General features: G+C 70.3%; 13 protein-coding genes and 1 pseudogene. 8 read left to right on the top strand and 6 right to left on the bottom strand.

Annotation, left to right across the window (positions count from 1 at the left end):
* Positions 1-89: 89 nt before the first annotated feature.
* Genes AB0D14_RS22305 through AB0D14_RS22290 form a run of 4 tightly spaced genes read left to right on the top strand, consistent with a single transcriptional unit; the run spans position 90 to position 4,646 of the window.
* Positions 90-1,061: a sugar ABC transporter permease gene (locus tag AB0D14_RS22305; RefSeq protein ID WP_362781547.1), complete on the top strand. Its 972-nt coding sequence runs from the start codon at positions 90-92 to the stop codon at positions 1,059-1,061.
* Between the two features lie 18 nt (positions 1,062-1,079).
* Complete coding sequence (locus AB0D14_RS22300; RefSeq protein ID WP_362781546.1) at positions 1,080-2,033, top strand: carbohydrate ABC transporter permease; 954 nt, start codon at positions 1,080-1,082, stop codon at positions 2,031-2,033.
* A gap of 10 nt (positions 2,034-2,043) precedes the next feature.
* Positions 2,044-3,405, top strand: coding sequence for a sugar ABC transporter substrate-binding protein (locus AB0D14_RS22295; protein WP_362781544.1), 1,362 nt, complete (start codon positions 2,044-2,046; stop codon positions 3,403-3,405).
* A 44-nt stretch (positions 3,406-3,449) separates the two neighbouring features.
* Entirely contained in the window at positions 3,450-4,646 is a 1,197-nt protein-coding gene (locus tag AB0D14_RS22290) for a Gfo/Idh/MocA family oxidoreductase (protein WP_362781620.1), read from the top strand.
* Here AB0D14_RS22290 and AB0D14_RS22285 read toward each other — a convergent pair whose 3' ends face one another.
* Positions 4,647-5,351 (bottom strand): response regulator transcription factor, encoded by a 705-nt coding sequence (locus AB0D14_RS22285; RefSeq protein WP_362781542.1) that lies wholly within the window; start codon positions 5,349-5,351, stop codon positions 4,647-4,649.
* 106 nt (positions 5,352-5,457) lie between these two features.
* The gene (locus AB0D14_RS22280; RefSeq protein ID WP_362781540.1) at positions 5,458-6,153 is read right to left on the bottom strand and encodes a L,D-transpeptidase; all 696 of its coding nucleotides are present in this window, start codon (positions 6,151-6,153) and stop codon (positions 5,458-5,460) included.
* A 222-nt stretch (positions 6,154-6,375) separates the two neighbouring features.
* Between AB0D14_RS22280 and AB0D14_RS22275 the strand changes: the two are divergent.
* The 3 genes and pseudogenes from AB0D14_RS22275 to AB0D14_RS22265 all read left to right on the top strand — a co-directional run.
* Positions 6,376-7,395 (top strand): annotated as a pseudogene (locus AB0D14_RS22275) (MMPL family transporter); the annotation flags it as partial.
* Positions 7,396-7,650: 255 nt separating this feature from the next.
* Positions 7,651-8,217: a hypothetical protein gene (locus AB0D14_RS22270; protein WP_362781538.1), complete on the top strand. Its 567-nt coding sequence runs from the start codon at positions 7,651-7,653 to the stop codon at positions 8,215-8,217.
* 132 nt (positions 8,218-8,349) lie between these two features.
* Positions 8,350-9,744: a pyridoxal-dependent decarboxylase gene (locus tag AB0D14_RS22265; protein ID WP_362781536.1), complete on the top strand. Its 1,395-nt coding sequence runs from the start codon at positions 8,350-8,352 to the stop codon at positions 9,742-9,744.
* Here the strand turns inward: AB0D14_RS22265 and AB0D14_RS22260 are convergent.
* Entirely contained in the window at positions 9,731-10,993 is a 1,263-nt protein-coding gene (locus AB0D14_RS22260) for an MFS transporter (protein ID WP_362781534.1), read from the bottom strand. The genes AB0D14_RS22265 and AB0D14_RS22260 overlap by 14 nt on opposite strands.
* Positions 10,994-11,212: 219 nt before the next feature.
* Between AB0D14_RS22260 and AB0D14_RS22255 the strand changes: the two genes are divergently transcribed.
* Positions 11,213-12,184 (top strand): SGNH/GDSL hydrolase family protein, encoded by a 972-nt coding sequence (locus AB0D14_RS22255; RefSeq protein ID WP_362781533.1) that lies wholly within the window; start codon positions 11,213-11,215, stop codon positions 12,182-12,184.
* Here AB0D14_RS22255 and AB0D14_RS22250 read toward each other — a convergent pair.
* The 3 genes from AB0D14_RS22250 to AB0D14_RS22240 all read right to left on the bottom strand — a co-directional run bounded on the left by AB0D14_RS22250 (position 12,153) and on the right by AB0D14_RS22240 (position 16,982).
* Complete coding sequence (locus tag AB0D14_RS22250; protein ID WP_362781531.1) at positions 12,153-13,682, bottom strand: AMP-binding protein; 1,530 nt, start codon at positions 13,680-13,682, stop codon at positions 12,153-12,155. The two genes, AB0D14_RS22255 and AB0D14_RS22250, sit on opposite strands and share 32 nt — an antisense overlap.
* 65 nt (positions 13,683-13,747) lie before the next feature.
* The gene (locus AB0D14_RS22245) at positions 13,748-16,087 is read right to left on the bottom strand and encodes a CoA transferase (RefSeq protein ID WP_362781529.1); all 2,340 of its coding nucleotides are present in this window, start codon (positions 16,085-16,087) and stop codon (positions 13,748-13,750) included.
* Between the two features lie 28 nt (positions 16,088-16,115).
* Positions 16,116-16,982 (bottom strand): alpha/beta hydrolase, encoded by an 867-nt coding sequence (locus AB0D14_RS22240; RefSeq protein ID WP_362781527.1) that lies wholly within the window; start codon positions 16,980-16,982, stop codon positions 16,116-16,118.
* Positions 16,983-17,079 lie beyond the last annotated feature (97 nt).

Raw genomic sequence — 17,079 nt, 5'->3', positions numbered from 1 at the left:
AAGATTGCGCACACCTCTTGACGGTTGGATTCTTTCGCCCCAAAAGTAAGTGGGGCCCAAGGACGAGCCGCAGACGAGGGAGTCTCCCGATGACCGTCGCCTCCAGCAGCCCACCGTCGCGTCTGCCACCGCGCGACGTCGAGGGACCAGCTCCGAAGCCGGGGACCGGCAGGAAGCGAGAACGTGACGGTGGCGGCCGCGGTGACGGAGCCCTCGCGGCGCTGTTCATCGCACCCGCCATGCTGGGCTTCCTGGTCTTCCTGCTGTGGCCGACGCTGCGCGGCATCTATCTGAGCTTCACCCGCTTCAACCTCCTGACCCCACCGCAGTGGGTCGGCCTCGACAACTACCGGCGCATGGCCGACGACCCCATCTTCTGGGACTCGCTGAAGGTCACCGTCGAGTACGTGTTCATCAACATAGGTGTGCAGACCGTCGCGGCGCTGGCCATCGCCGTCCTGCTCCAGCGGCTCACGCAGTCGGCGGTGCTGCGGGGCATCGTGCTGACGCCGTACCTGATGTCGAACGTCGTCGCGGGCATCGTCTGGCTGTGGATGCTCGACACCCAGCTCGGCATCGGCAACGAGATCATCGCGGGCCTCGGGTTCGACCGCATCCCGTTCCTGGCGGACGAGACGTGGGCGATCCCGACGATCGCGCTGATCAACGTCTGGCGGCACGTCGGCTACACCGCACTGCTGCTCTTCGCCGGACTGCAGGCCATCCCCAGCGACATGTACGAGGCCGCGAAGGTCGACGGCGCGAGCGAGTGGCGGATGTTCTGGCGCATCACCATGCCGCTGCTGCGACCGGTGCTGGCCGTGGTGCTGATCATGACCGTGATCGGCTCGTTCCAGGTCTTCGACACCGTCGCGGTGACGACCAACGGCGGTCCGGCGAACGCCACCAACGTGCTCCAGTTCTACATCTACGGCTCGGCGTTCGGCCGCTTCCAGTTCGGCTACGCCTCGGCGATGTCCGTGGCACTCCTGGTCGTGCTCAGCGCGATCACCATCCTCCAGTACCGGCTCACCCGAGCCGGACAGACCGACCTCGGCTGAGCGGAAGGAGACACCGTCATGGCTGCCGCGACCACCGCACCACCCCCGTCGAATTCCACATCGACACCGACATCGCCGACCGTACGCCGTGCCAGGCCCAGGCCCTCCTTCGGGCGGGTCATGGCCTGGCTGGCGATGGGGGCGATCCTGCTGATCACCCTGTTGCCGTTCTACTGGATCCTGCGCACCGCGCTCTCCTCCAACACCGGCATCGCGACCGATCCGACCTCACCCCTGCCGGCCGACCCGACGGGCGGCGGCTTCGCCCGGGCGCTCGGACTGCAGTCGACCAAGGAGGCGATCGCGCAGGGCGGCGCGGGCGGCGGGCTCGACTTCTGGCGCTATCTGCTCAACTCGACGATCGTCTCGACGCTGATCACCGGCTGTCAGATCTTCTTCTCCGCGATGGCCGCCTATGCCTTCGCCCGGCTGCGGTGGCGGGGCCGCGACACGGTCTTCGCCCTGTTCCTGGCCGGACTGATGGTCCCGGCGATCTTCACCCTGCTGCCGAACTTCGTCCTCATCAAGCAACTCGGTCTGATCGACTCGCTGCCGGGGATCGCACTCCCGACGATGTTCATGACGCCGTTCGCGGTGTTCTTCCTCCGTCAGTTCTTCATGAACCTCCCGCGCGAGGTCGAGGAGGCGGCGCTGCTCGACGGCGTCGGGAAGGTCGGCATCTTCTTCAGAGTGCTGCTGCCGATGGCGGCCACCCCGGTGATCACGCTGGCGGTACTGACGTACATCACCTCCTGGAACGACTACTTCTGGCCGCTGATGGTGTCGTACAGCGACAGTTCGCGCGTGCTCACCGTCGCGCTGGCCATCTTCCGGGCGCAGACCCCGCAGACCGGCGTCGACTGGTCGGGGCTGATGGCGGCGACGCTCATCGCCGCGCTTCCGATGCTCGCGCTCTTCGCGGTCTTCGCGCGCCGGATCGTCAGTTCCATCAGCTTCACCGGAATCAAGTAGGAGGCACCTGATGCGATTCCGTACGCCCCCGAGGCGGTTCCGTACACTCGTCGCGCTCACCGGAGCGCTGGCGTTGTCCCTGGCGGGGTGCGCGAAGGACGACTCCGCCGGATCCTCGTCGAACACCGTGACGTACTGGCTGTGGGACGCCAACCAGCTGCCCGCGTACGAGGCCTGCGCCAAGGACTTCGAGAAGCAGAACCCCGGCCTGGACGTGAAGATCACCCAGATGGGCTGGGACGACTACTGGACCAAGCTCACGGCGAGCTTCATCGCCGGCACGGAACCGGACGTCTTCACCGACCACATCCAGAAGTTCGGGCAGTTCGCCGACCTGAAGGTGCTCGAACCGCTGGACGACCTCTCCGTCGAGGACTCCTCCTACCAGCCGGGCCTCGCGGCCAACTGGGTCGGCCAGGACGGCCACCGCTACGGCGCCCCGAAGGACTGGGACACCGTCGGGCTCTTCTACAACAAGAAGATGGCGAAGGACGCCGGGATCACCGCCGGCCGGCTGGGCGGCCTCGACTGGAACCCGAAGGACGGCGGCACGTTCGAGAAGACGATCGCCCACCTCACCGTCGACAGGAAGGGCAAGCGCGGCGACGAGCCGGGCTTCGACAGGAACAACGTCAAGGTGTACGGCCTGGCCACCAACGGCGGCGGCGACGGCGACGGACAGACGCAGTGGAGCTCCTTCACCGGGTCGGCGGGCTGGACGTACACGGACGAGAAGCGCTGGGGCAAGAAGTACAACTACGACAGCCCGACCTTCCAGTCCGTCGTCAAGTGGTACTTCGGTCTGGCGAAGAAGGGGTACATGACCCCCTTCACCGACTGGAACTCCCAGTCCAACCAGGCCAACACACAGGTGGCTTCGGGCAAGGCGGCGGCCGCGTTCGACGGTGCCTGGATGATCTCCACGTACGCCGGGTTCAAGGGCCTGGACATCGGCAGCGCCGTCACTCCGGCCGGCCCCACGGGTAAGCGGGCGACCATGATGAACGGCCTCGCCGACTCCGTCACCAAGGGCGCCGACAACAAGGCGGGCGGGAAGAAGTGGGTGGCGTACATGGCCTCGGACGAGTGCCAGAAGACGGTGGGTGGCTTCGGGATCGTCTTCCCCGCGACACCGGACGGCACCGACGCCGCCGTCGCCGCCTACGAGAAGAAGGGCATCGACGTGACGGCGTTCACGCGGCCGGTCGCCGACGTGAAGGACTTCACGACCTTCTCGTATCCGATCACCAACTACGCGGCGGACGTCCTCGCGTTGATGAAGCCCGCCATGCAGGACGTCTTCGCCAACGACGCGCCCGTCGGCGGCCTAGACGAGACCAACGACCAGATCAACCGGATTCTCGACCAGTGAGCACCTACCCGGTGACCAAGCACCCCAGTGAGAGGCACGCCCCCATGACGTTCTCCCTCGGCATCGTCGGCGCCGGGCAGTTCTCCGGCCAGTTCGCCAAGCTGTTCCTCGCCCACCCCGGCGTCGGTGACATCTATGTCACCGACCTGCTGCCGGAGCGGGCCGGGCAACTGGCGGCCGCCGAAGGGCTGGCGGGAACCTTCCCCTCGTACCAGGCGATGCTGGAGTCGGAGGCGGTCGACGCCGTCGCGATCTTCACCCAGCGCTGGACCCACGGCCCCCTGGTGATCCAGGGGCTGAACGCCGGCAAGCATGTCTACTCGGCGGTGCCGATGGCGATCACCCACGAGGAGATCACCGCGATCATCGACACGGTACGGGCCACCGGGCTCACCTACATGATGGGTGAGACCAGCCAGTACAACCCGGCGACCGTCCATGCCCGCAACCAGATCGCGGACGGCTCCTTCGGCCGGCTCTTCTACGCCGAGGGCGACTACGTGCATGACATGGACCTCGGGTTCTACGAGGCCTACCAGTACAGCGGCGGCGAGAACTGGAAGGCGACCGCCAGTTACCCCCCGCTGCTCTACCCCACGCACTCGGTGGGAGGGGTCCTCGGCGCCTGGCAGACGCACGCGGTGAGCGTGTCCGCGATCGGGGTCAAGGACGACCGCGGCGACGGGGTCTTCGACGAGGATGTCAGCCAGTTCGGCAACGACTTCTCCAACGCCACCGCTCTCTTCGAGGTCGCGGGCGGCGGCTCGTTCCGTACGAACGAGTTCCGGCGGGTGGGCTATCCCTCGCACATCCGGGAGTCGCGTTTCCGGTTCTTCGGGACGGAGGCCAGCATGGAGCAGCTCGCCACGGTGGCCTTCTGGCAGGACAAGAAGGGGGTGAAGGACATCAGTGAACTCCTGGAGCCCAAGCCCACCATGTCCCCCGACGACCCCTCCCTCCAGCACATCGCGCCGGAGCTGCGGGCCGCCTTCACCTCAGGGTCGGCCCCGGTGCACGACCGGTCGCGGCTGCCGAAGGAATTCGAGAACCTGCACAACGGGCACGAGGGCAGCCACCACTTCCTGGTGGACGACTTCGTGACCGCCGTCAACACCCGGACCCTGCCGTCGGTGAACGCGTGGGTGGCCGCCCGCTACACCCTGCCGGGCATCGTCGCGCACGAGTCGGCCCGGCAGGGCGGGGCACGGCTGGAGATCCCGGACTTCGGGGACGCGAGCTGATCAACCGTCAACTCCCGTCGTTCCGCCCTCTTTCAGGGCGCGGCCGCCGTCGCCCATGCCCGCGTCGCGTGCCCGGGCGACGGCGGCGGCGCGGTCGGAGACCTGGAGCTTGTACAGAATCGACGACACGTGGTTGCGGACCGTCTTCTCCGACAGGAACAGCCGTCCGGCGATCTGGTGGTTGCCACAGCCGAGCGCGACGAGATCCAGTACCTCTCGTTCGCGCTCGGTCAGTCCGGGGAAGACCTTCGCCGCGTAGTCGCGGTGCGCCCCGGTGAAGAAGTCCACGATCCGCCGGGCCACCGCTCCGCCGTAGACGGCGTCTCCGGCGGCCACGGTGAGGACGCCCCGGACGATCTCCGCGGAGTCGGTGTCCTTGAGCAGGTAGCCGCGGGCCCCGGAGCGGAGCGCGCCGAACAGCGCCTGGTCGCCCTCGTGCATGGTCAGCACCAGGACTCCCAGCGCGCGGTGACGCGCCAACAGCGCGCGCGTGGCCGCGGTGCCGTCGAGGCCGGGCATGGCCAGGTCGGTCACCACTACGTCAGGTGCCGTACGGTCGACGGCCGCCAGCAGATCGTCGCCGTTCGCGGCCTCGGCGACGACCTCGACGTCCCCGCTCGAACCCAGCGCGGCGGCCAGGCCGTAGCGGTACATGGGGTGGTCGTCGGCGATGACCACGCGGACAGCGCGGGAACCGTTGCTCATCGCTCCTCTGCTCTGACCGCCGGCGGCTCCGCCGAACCACCATCACACCGGGGGAGTCCGCGTCCCGTCCCGCCTCGCCGGCGGGGCGGGACGCGGGCATGTGCGGTCAGGTGCCCGGCTTGCGGCCGTACACGTAGACGTCGTCGTTCTTCTTCAGGAGCGACCAGTACTTCTTGGCGTCCGTCTTCGTCATGTTGACGCAGCCGTGCGAGCCGGGCGGGTTCCACATGCTCACGCCGACCGAGTGGAAGGCCTGGCCGCCGTCGAAGAACTGGCTGTAGGGCATGGGCACGTCGTAGATCGTCGAGACGTGGTCGATGTTCCGCCAGTAGATCTTCTTCAGACCGGTGCGGGTCTCGTAGCCGTTGCGGCCGGTGCGGACCGGCACCGGGCCGTACACGAGGGTGCTGCCGTCCTGGATCCAGCTGAGCTGGAGCGTGAGGTTCACACAGGCGATGCGGCCCTTGTTGACTGGGCACTTTCCGTCCTTGTTGGGATTGTTCCCGACGGCCTTCTGCTTGTTCATCAGGTCCATCACGCCCCAGGTGACGGAGCCGGCGTAGCCGATGTTCGGGGTGATGCCGTGCTTGGTCTGGAAGGCCTTGATCGCCTTGCAGTCGGCAGCCGACTGCCTGCCGTCCACCGTCCGGCCGAGGAACTTCTCGACCCTCTTCTGGTAGGGGCCGGTCTGTGTGGTGCAGCTCGCCGCCTGGGCCGGAGCCGCCCCCAGCGCGACAGCCAGCGGCGCCATCAGTCCGGTGACCCCCAGTACGACGGCCGCCCGTCTGCGTATGTCCCCCATGATCAGGCCTTTCTCGTTCGATCCGGTCAATCTCTGCCAGCTAGACCCGCGTGGGGCGGCACGGGTTGTGGGGGCAGACCGGGCTGAGACGAAACGATGACATTCCACGCCGTGGAGTACTTGATAGTGAGTAGCCGGGAGGGTTGACGCGGACGACGACGGGACAGGGCCCGTCCGGAAAGGCTGGAGAGGTTCCCGAGAGCAGATACGGAGTCCTCTTCCATGGCGACCTTCCTTTATCGACTGGGCCGTTGGGCCTTCCGGCGGCGCCGTTACGTCGGACTGCTGTGGGTGGCGGCCCTGGGCGTCGTCGCCTTCGGAGCCCTCAACGCCTCCGACCCTCCCGACGACTCGTCGTCGATGCCGGGGATCGAGGCCCAGAAGGCGTTCGACCTCATCAACGCGCGGTTCCCCAGGGCCGAGGCGGACGGGGCGGACGCCCGGATCGTCTTCGTCGCGCCGGAGGGACAGCAGGTCACCTCGGCGAAGAACCGCTCGGCCATCGACGCGCTGGTGACCGAGGCGGCCGACGGACCGCAGGTCGCGGACGTGGTGAGCCCGTTCGACGGGCGCGGGGTGAGCAAGGACGCGTCCACGGCGTACGCCACCGTCACCTACGACGTGAAGGCCGATGACCTCACCGCCGCGAGCAAGCAGAAGCTGGAACGCGCCATCGAGGAGGCCCGGGATTCGGGCCTGACCGTCGAGGCGGGCGGGAGCGCACTGGAGACCGAGGCCGCGTCCGGGATGGGCGAGGTGATCGGCGTCGCCCTCGCCGCCGTGGTGCTGGTGATCACCTTCGGGTCGCTGGCCGCCGCCGGTCTTCCGCTGCTCACCGCCCTGCTCGGCGTCGGCGTCAGCATGGCCTCGATCACCGCCCTCGGCAGTGTCCTCGGGCTGTCCTCGACGACCGGCGAGCTGGCCATGATGCTCGGGCGCGCGGTCGGCATCGACTACTCCTTGTTCGTGGTCTCCCGCTGTCGCGAGGAGCGGGCCAAGGGGCACGGTCCCCAGGAGGCGACCGGTCTGGCCGTGGGCACGGCCGGTTCCGCGGTCGTGTTCGCCGGACTCACCGTCGTCATCGCGCTGGCCGGACTCTCGGTGATCGGCGTCCCGATGCTGACGCAGATGGGCCTGGGCGCCGCGGGCGCGGTCCTGACCGGCGTGCTGATCGCGCTGACCGTGGTCCCGGCGCTGCTCGGCTGCTGGCCGAACGCCGTCCTCGCACGCCAGGTGAGGCGTGGCGGCGGGCCGATTCGTGACGGCACATTCGGGCTCGGTCCCGTCCGGGAAGCCACGCCCGGTCCCCTTGTGGCGGGCGCCACACCCGGGCCATGGCGCTCCACCCGGCTGACGCCCGCAGGGGTCGTCGCCAGGTCTTTCCGCGTGCCGACTTCCACGGCATCGGGTGCGTAGCGGACCCTGTGGCCGCCCAACTGCCGTATCAATCAGTCAAGTTCGGCCATTGACGGGTGTGGCGGCGGCATGATGTGCGGCATGGACCAAGCCAACACGGTCATCTGGGCGACCGCTCTGGGCATAGGGGGAACCCTGACCGCCGGACTGACCGGACCGCTTCTCCATGCCAGGTCCTCACGTCGGCAGGCACAGCAGCAGGAGACCTTCCAGGTCCGGCACCGTCTGCGCGACGAGCGGCGTGCCGCCTTCGCGACCGTGCTCGACGAGTGTGAGGCGTTCCGGCAGAGCATCAACGCCGTCATCGAGGCCCGCGTGGCTCTCGAATGGCGGAGCGAGGACGAGCATCGAGGTCTGTGGGAGCCGACCATGGACGCCCTGGGCGCGCTGAGCAGAGCGGCCACGAACGTCGCCATCACCGGCCCCGCGCCGATGGGTGAGCTGGCCGACACCGTCCATGCGGCGGCCGTCCGGCAGACGGACGTCTGGCGCATGCGGCTGGATCTCGACGACCGCCTCGTGCAGAACGGTCAGGCGGACAGTGACCTCATCGACGCCCGCAGACAGTTCATCGCCGCGGCCGAGAAGATCCTGGCTCCGCCCGCCCGGGGCGCCCGGCAGCGGGGCATGCTGCGGCGTTCGCGGTGACGAGGGCGTTCCGCGGCGTCGGCGGGATCTGGCGACGGTCATCGAGCGCGGCGGCGACGCACTCCCACATGAGGCCAGTTTCCCCCGACTGGACCGGGAGTTCAGTGAGGCCGCCCGCCTACGCTGCCGCTCATGGACCACATACTCGCCGACGATCTCTCCCGGCTCCCCGAACTCCTCCAGTCCGCCCGTGACTTCGCCGCACGTGAGGTGTCGGGGCTCGAAGCACGCCCCGTGGCCCACCTGGGCAAGGCTCCGGACGCCGAACCGCTGCCGGCCGGGGGCGCGGGTGCCGAGGGTGCGCTCGCGCGGTTCGCCGAGCGGTGGGCGCCGGGGTTCTCCGCCTCCGCGGGCCCGCGCTATCTCGGCTTCGTGACGGGGGGCGCGACCCCGGCCGCGCTCACCGGGGACTGGCTGACCAGCGCGTACGACCAGAACGCCACCGGCACCGGCGACTCGTCGGCGACCGCGCTGGAGCACGAGACGCTGGGCTGGCTGCGGGAGTTGTTCGGGCTGGGCGAGGCGCACAGCGGCGCGTTCGTGACAGGTGCGACCGTCTCGAACACCGTCGGGCTGGCGCTCGCACGGGAGTGGCTGGGCGAGCGTCTGGGCGTTTCCGTGTCCGAGGCGGGAGTCGCCGCCCTCGGACCGGTCGACGTACTGTCCGGCAGCCCGCACTCCAGCATCCCCAAGGCCCTGTCCGTCCTGGGCATCGGCCGCGACCGGCTGCGTACGATGCCGGTGCTGCCCGGTGGCCGGGAAGCCGTCGACGTGGCGCGGCTGGCCGAGGCGCTCGACGAGTTGGACGGGCGCCCGGCCGTCGTCGTGGCCAATGCCGGGACCGTGAACACGGTCGACTTCGACGACCTGCGAGCCATCGCGAAGCTCAAGGAGCGCTACGACTTCTGGCTGCACGTGGACGCAGCCTTCGGCGGTTTCGCCGCACTGTCCCCCGAGCACGCACATCTCACCGACGGCCTCGACGCCGCCGACTCGGTCTGCGTCGACCTGCACAAGTGGCTCAACGTCCCCTACGACGCGGCCGTGCAGTTCACCCGCCACCGGGACCTCCAGGTGCGGGTCTTCCACAACGCGTCGCCGTACCTCGGACTGCCCACCGGTGAGCCCGACTTCGTCCACCTCACACCCGAGAACTCACGCCGGCTGCGCGCGCTCCCGGCCTGGTTCTCACTCGCCGCGTACGGCCGCGAAGGACACCGGGAGATCGTCGAGCGGAACATCGCGCTCGCCCGGCGCCTCGGCGACCGGATCACGGACGCAGCGGGCCTGCGGCTGCTCGCGCCGGTCCGTCTCAACGTCGTCTGCTTCACCCTCGACGGGGACGTCACCCGGGAACGGGTGCACACGCTGGGCCGGGCCGTCGCCGAATCCGGCGAGGCGTTCATGACGCCGACCTTCTACGAGGGGACGCACGCGCTGCGGGCCGCGTTCAGCAACTGGCGTACGACAGAGGCCGACACGGACCGGGTGGCGGATGCCCTGGAGCGTGCGGTCAGTTCTTTGTGACGGGTACTGCCCAGAGGGGCTGTTCGTGGGGCAGTTCACGGCGTCCGCGGACCGGGGAGAGGAAAACCGGCAGGAAGGCCGTGGCGAGCAGCCCGGCACCGACCCACAACGTGGCGCGCACACCTGCCAGTTCACCGATCAGCCCCGCCACCGCCGCGCCGACGGCGAGGGCACCGGTGAGGACGAACCTGAACGTCGCGTTCATGCGGCCGAGGAGCTCGTCCGCGGGCATCCGCTGCCGCAGACTCACTCCGAGCACGTTGTCCACGCCGGTCTTGAACAGGACGAGCACTCCCCCGGCGCCCGCGAGCCACAGCCACGGTCCGCGATCGATGAGCGGAACGAGCAGCCCCGCGGGCGCGAGGCACAGGCCCATGATGCCGAGGGTGCGGCCGTATCCGAGGCGCCCGGCGAGGGGGCGGGCGCAGCGGGCGCCGAGCAGGAGGCCGACGCCGCCCGCCGCCCAGTACAGGCCCAACGCGCTTGCGGGCAGGCCGAGTTCGCGCACGAACAGCACGGGGAGCATGGTGTTGATGATCTGGGAGCCCAGGTTGGTGAGAGCAGCGGTGAGCGCGAGGGCGCGCAGCTCCACGTTGCCGAAGACGTGGCGGACCCCCTCACCGATCTGCGTGCGCAGTCCGACCGTCCGGTCCGGCGTGGGCGGAGCCTGATCGGGGCGGACCCGGGTGAGCTGGAGTGCGGAGGCCAGATGACTCGCCGCCGTACAGAGAACGGCCACCGGTGCCGTGAGAAACTGGACCAGCGCGCCGCCCGCGCTCCGGCCGGCCACGTTGCTCACGGCCATCAGGCTCATCATGGCGGCGTTGGCCTGCACAAGGGCGTCGCGGCCGACGAGTCCGGGCAGGGTGCTCTGCGAGCCGACGTCGAAGAAGACGGTGGCGCAGCCGTTCAGCAGCACCACCGCGTACAACTGGCCCAGCGTGAGCGCGTCCAGCCACCAGGCCAGGGGGACGGAGGCGAAGAGCACGGCCCGCGCCAGGTCGGCGACGATCAGCACTCTGCGGTGACGCATCCTGTCCACCCAGGCTCCGGCGGGCAGGCCGATGAGCAGGAAGGCGAGCGTGCTCAACGTGGCCAGGGCGCCGACCTGGCCGGGGCTCGCGTCGAGTTCGGCGACCGCGATCAGCGGGACGGCGACATAGCTGACGTTCGTGCCGAGCTGGCTGAACGCGGTCGCGCTGAAGAGCGTCCTGAAGTCGGCCGTCCGCCATGGGGAGTTGGGCTGCATGATCCACAACCGTGCCCGACCTGGACAGCGCAGCACAAGTGAAGAGTTCTCCACATAGCCTTAAGCAGGGCTACGTTGTTGCGGTCCGGTCCTCCTCCGGGCGGGCCGAGGCCGGTCCGCTCCTCCTCCGGGCGGCCGAGGCCTGAACGGCTCTTCCCCCTTGCCTCCCGCTGTGCTTGTCTGGTGGCCGTTTTCTGTGGCCGGGGCGGGAGTTGCCGTATGCGCAAGCCGTGGATGGTCGGGATGCTGGCCGGGTTGCTGCTGCTCGGCGCGTGCGGGGACCCCTCGTCCGGACCCGAGTCCGCGGCGCCGCCCGTCCCCTCGGCACCCAAGAACTCCTCGACCACGCATCAGCGGCCGGCCGCCACCCCCGAAGCCGGGCCCGGAACCGAGGCCGAGCCCCACAACGGGGCCGGCACCGGAACCAGTACCGGGGCACCCTCACAGCGTTCCCGCGCCACCGTCCTCTACCTCGGCGACTCCCTCGCCATGGAGAACCAGAAGGTCCTCGGCGGCCTGATGCGCGACGAGTTGAAGGCGCGCTACACCAGCGCCCCTTACTCGGGCACCACCCTCTGCGACTACCTGGAGGGCACGGGCGAGGACTCCCTCGTACCGCCGAAGGACAAGGCCGCCGCGCTGGTGCGTACGCTGCGGCCGGACTTCGTGGTGCTGCAGTTCTGGGGCAACGCGTGGGGCTACACGCCGTGCATGGACGGCATCACCTACGACAAGGCACGGGCCAAGTACCTCACGCGCTACACCGACGACGCGCGACGGCTGACCGACCAGATCGCGGGCGCGGCGGGCGGGGGCCGGCCGCAGGTCGTCTGGGTGCTCCAGGGTCCGGACCCCATCACGCCCGACCGAGTGCGACGCGTCAACACGGTCTACGAGCGGCAGGCCGCCGCCTCCGGGGACCTGCTCGCGGATGCCGGCAAGGCGGTGAGCCCGGCCTCGGCCCGCTACACCTGGACCCAGTACCTGCCGTGCACCGCGTACGAACGCGAGCACACGCCGTACTGCACCCAGCTGGGCAGCGGCCGCACAGCCCTGCACCGCGACGACGACTACCTGCACTTCTGTATGGCTCCGACCACCTCGACACCCAAGCCCTGCCCGGTCCGCTCCCCCGGCATCCTGCGCATCACCCGGGCGATCACGCGGGCCGTGGCCTCACAGCTGGACTGACCCCTGCGGCCCGGTCCCAGGTGCCCGCGGTGACCCCCCGTTCGCGCAGTACGGTCTTGCGGACCTTGCCGGTCTCGGTGAGCGGCAACTCCGGGACGGTCTCGATGAACCGGGGCACGGCGAACGCGGGCAGCTCACGCTCGCAGTGGCGCACCAAATCGCGAGGGTCCAGGACACTCCCCGGTCGCGGGAGCACCGCCACCATGACCTCGTCCTCCGCCAGTTCCGAGGCCACCGGGAAGGCCGCGGCATCGGCGACCGCGGGATGTGAACGGACCGCCGACTCCACCTCGTACGAGGAGATGTTCTCGCCGCGGCGTCGGATGACGTCCTTGACCCGGTCGACGAAGCGGTACGAGCCGTCGGGTTCGCGGATCACGCGGTCGCCCGTGCGTCGCCAGGAGGCAGGATGCCGTTCGGGGCCTCCCAGATAGCCGGTGGAGAAGGCGGATCGCCGATGGCTGCGGACCAGCAGCTCACCGGCTGTCCCGTCCGGGACGGGAGCGAGGTGTTCGTCGACCACGCGGGCGGAGAAGCCGTCGCGCAGCGTGCCGATGCGGCCGGGGCGTTGGGTTTCCGGGGTCGATCCGATGACGAGGTTCGTCTCCGTGGAGCCGAACCCGTCGACGAGGCTGACGCCGAAGCGCTCGCGGAACGGCTGCCACGCGGAGGCGGGCGTGGCCGGTGAGAGGCCGCGCCAGGCGCGGTGCGCACGGTCGTGCGGGCCGGGTGGCTGAGCCAGCAGCATGGGCGCCATCGCGCCGAGCAGGTACACGGCGGTGGCACCGGTCTCCGCCACCTGGTCCCAGTACCGCGTGGCGGAGAACCGCTCCCCGATGACGCAGGTGGCGCCCACGGTCATGGCATGCGCGAGCGTGTTGAGGGCGTTGGTGTGGAACAGCGGGAGGCAGGTGTGGAGCACGTCGTCGGCGGTGAGGCGCAGCGAGTCCGCGACGTTGCGGCCCCACCAGACGGTCTGGGCCTGGGGGCAGCGCACGCCGCGCGGAGTCCCGGTGGTTCCCGAGGTGAACAGGACGAAGGCGGTGTCGTCCGGGCGGACGGACGGCGACGGGATCGCGGGGGCCTCACCCGGCGCCGGGACGTCGTCCCCGCCCACGACCCACAGCGTCCCGCGGAAGCCGGCCGCCACGACCCGGTCCGCCGACTCGGCCTCTGTGAGCAGGAAGGACGGCTCCGCCTCGCGCAGGACGTGCCGCAGTCCCTGGCCGCGCAGGGCGGTGTTCAGCGGTACCAGGACGGCGCCGAGCCAGGCGCAGCCGAGGATCAGGTCGACGAACTCGATCCGGTTGCCGACCATGACGGCGACGCGGTCGCCCGGCCGACAGCCGCGCGCCGCGAGCGCTCCGGCCGTCTCGGCCGCCGCCCTCCGGGCCTGCCGGTACGTCCGTGACACGTCACCCAGGCGCAGGAAGACCCGGTCTCCGAACTCCTCGGCGGCCGCGGCCAGGAGTCCGGGCACGGTCATGGCGCTCGTCACGGCACTCGGCTGTCCGTTCGGTGCGGCGCCCGGTTGCCCGTTCACCTCAGAACCCGGTTGCCCGTTCACCTCAGCACTCCGCCGGCGCGGAGGTGCCGGATCCGTTCCGGGGTCAGCCCCGCCACGTCGCGCAGTACCGCGTCGGTGTCGGCGCCGAGTACGGGCGCGGGCTCGCGGATACCGCCGGGGGTCCGGGTGAGGGTGATCGGAACGCCTTCGTGGAGGAAGGCGCCCGCGACCGGATGCTCCTGGTGCACGTAGAAGCCGCGGGCACGCAACTGCGGGTCGTGTTCCACAAGTTCCCGACCATCCTGCACGGCGCCGGCGGGGACACCGCGCGCCTGGAGCTGTTCGACGGCGGCGTCGGCGGACATCCCGCGGGCCCAAGTGCCGAGCGCCCCGTCGACCAGGGCGGACTCGCGCCTGCGGGCCTCGGCGGTACGGGTCCGCTCGTCGGTGGCGAGACCGGGGCGGCCGATGACCTCGCAGAGGGCCGTCCATTCGGTGTCGTCGCGCACGCTGACGGCCAGCCAGCGGTCGGCGCCCAGGCACCGGTACACGCCCTGCGGGCTCCAGCGCGGGTGGGTGTTGCCGGCCGCCCTCGCCGCCGTCCCGCGCAGGACGCTCGTGCCCATGTGGGCGGTGATCGCCTCCAGTTGGGACAGGTCGATGTGCTGGCCGCGCCCGGTCTCGGCACAGTGTTCCAGCGCGGCGATCGTGGCGAGCGCCGCCTGGAGGCCCGCCACGATGTCTCCGTGGCCGTAGATCACCCCGACGACGTCGTCCGGTCCCCAGCCGGTCAGCCCGGTCAGCCCCGAACTGGCCGACACGGTGTCCGCGTACGACACCCAGTCGTTGCGCGGGCCGGTGTGTCCCATGCCGGACATGCTGACGTACACGATGTCCGGGTTGATCGCACGCAGCGCCTCGTGTCCCAGGCCGAGCTTCGTCATGACCGTGGAGCTGAAGTTCTCCACGAGGACGTCGCAGTGGGCGATGAGGTCGCGGAGTACGGCGACCCCCTCCTCGGTGCGGGTGTCCAGCGCGAGGCTGCGCTTGTTCCGGTTGACCTCGTTGAAGTAGCCGTTGGTGTTCGGGTCCGTGTGGGGTCCCCGGGAGAGATGCATGAAGGGTGCGAACCGCGTGGGGTCCGGCCGGCCCGCGGACTCGACTTTGATCACTTCGGCACCGTGGTCGGCCAGGATCTTGGTGCAGTACGGGCCGGCGAGCACCCAGGTCAGGTCCAGGACGCGGACACCGTCCAGGGCGGGCCGTACGGGTTCGTCGGCCGCCGGTTCCGTACGGGTGCGCGCCGGGCGGGGCGGGTCGTCGAGGAGGTTCTGGTCGTCGCCCTGGCCCGGTGCGACGAGTTCCGTCCTGCGCCGGCCTTCGGGGAACGCGAAGGGAAAGCCGAGGTCGGTCCGCTCCCCGTCGAGTGTCGTGACCCGGGTGAAGAAGTCGCGGGCCGCGAGCTGCGGGTTGTCCGGCAGCTCGTGGGGCAGGTCGACGGCGGCCCAGGGCAGCTTTCTGGCCTGGGCCTGTCGGGCGAACTCGGCCTTCGGCCGGGTGCCCACGAAGTCCTGGACGACCTTGAAGACGTGGTCCTGGTGCTTCTTGCGTTCGACCGGGTCCTGCCAGCGCGGCTCAGCGAGGTCGGCGTCCGCCTTCTCCTCGCGCAGCCAGTCGAGCAGCGCGTCCCACATGCGGGGGCTGCCGCCGAGCCCTCCGCCCAGGTGGCCGTCGGACGCGCGGAACAGCCCGTGCGGCACCAGTGGATGCACTCTGCCCGGGCGCGGCGGGACACGGTCCTCGTGCAGGTAGGCGAGGGCTCCGGCCTCCAGGGCCGCCGCCACGCACGCCTGCGCGGAGACGTCGATGAGCTGTCCCGGTCCGCGGCGCCGGGCGCGCAGGCCGAGCAGGGCGGCGATCGCCGCGTTGACGCCCGCGAGTTGCTCGGCCTGGTTCTCCGGGAGCCGCAGCGGCGGACCGTCGGGGTCGCCGACCTGCGCAAGCATCCCGCCCAGCGCGGCCACCACGAGGTCGGTGCCCTGCCAGTCGCTGCGGGGGCCCACCAGCCCGAACGGAGTGACGCGTACGTGCACGAGCTGGTCGAGTCCGGCGGCGGCCGCCTCCGCCCCGTGCGCGGTGCCGTCGAGCAGGATGTCGGCGCCCCGCAGCAGTCGGCGCAGCCGCACGGTTCCGGCGGGCGCGGCGAGGTCGATGCTCACCGAGCGCTTCCCGGCGTGCCAGTGGACGAACGCGGCGCCGCCCTGCTCGCGGCGGGTCTCGTCGCCTTCCGGTGGCTCGACCAGCACCACCTCGTGACCGAGACCGACCAGCAGCCTGCCGGCGAAACGGGCGAACGGGCTGGACAGTTCGACGACACGCGGAGCCTGCTCGCTCACGTTTCCTCCACGGAGAGTCGGTTGAGCGTCAGTGGTGGCGTTGGTCCAGGAAGCCGGTGACGACGCTGTGGTAGTCGTGCGGCCGTTCCTCCTGCGGATGGTGGGAGGCCTCGCTCATGACGTGCAGGCTGCCCCTGGGGACCATGCGGGCCAGCATCAGCGGGTAGTCCGGGGTCAGGAACGCGTCGTACATGCCCCAGAGGAAGAGGGTCGGCGCGGTGATGCGGCCGAGTTCGGCGGTGAGGTCCTGCCAGTCGCCGCGGGGGTTGTCGGAGGCGCCGGCGAGCGCGGTCTCCTCGGGGTCCAGGCTCTGCTCGAAGCGGAGCGTCACCGTGCCGTCGGGGACGGCGTCGGGGTCGTACCACTCCAGGCGCGCGATCAGCTCGCGCATCTTCTCCCAGGTGGGGCCCGTTCCGCCGTAGTAGCGGTCGCGGGCGTTGCGTCCGCGACGGCCGCCCTCCGGGAGGGGAGCGAGCGGACCGTGGAAGACGGGCATGCTGCCGGTGATCGCCAACGACCGCACGCGCTCCGGGTACCTGGCCGCCAGGTTGAGCGCGATCGTGCCGCCCCACGAGTTGCACACGAAGTCGGCCCGCTCGATGCCGAGGGTGTCGAGGAGTGCCACGGTCCTGGCCGCGTGGTAGTCCCACATGGGGCCCTCGATGACGGGCTTCGCGGACTTCCCGTACTGCAGGATGTCGACGAGGAGGCACCGGCGGTCCGCGGCGAACAGCGGTGCCACCTGCCCGAAGTCGGACCATCCGGTGCATCCGGGGCCGCCGCCGTGCAGGAAGACGGTGGGGCTGCCCTCCCCCAGCTCGACATAGTGGTATTTGACGCCGTCCGCTTCCGCGTAGCTGCCCTCCGGGGGCACCTGGATGTCCATGATCTCCATGCTCCGATGGTGTGATGGGGGCCGGTTCTGCCCAAGCGGACCGGTCCGCTGAGCGGGCCATTGCGCTGAGCGGTCCGGTCCGGGGCGGTCCGCGACG

The organism is Streptomyces sp. NPDC048484 (assembly GCF_040651415.1).
Taxonomy (GTDB): domain Bacteria; phylum Actinomycetota; class Actinomycetes; order Streptomycetales; family Streptomycetaceae; genus Streptomyces.
The sequence above is the reverse complement of the archived record's forward strand: the minus strand, read 5'-3'. Positions and strand labels throughout refer to the sequence as shown.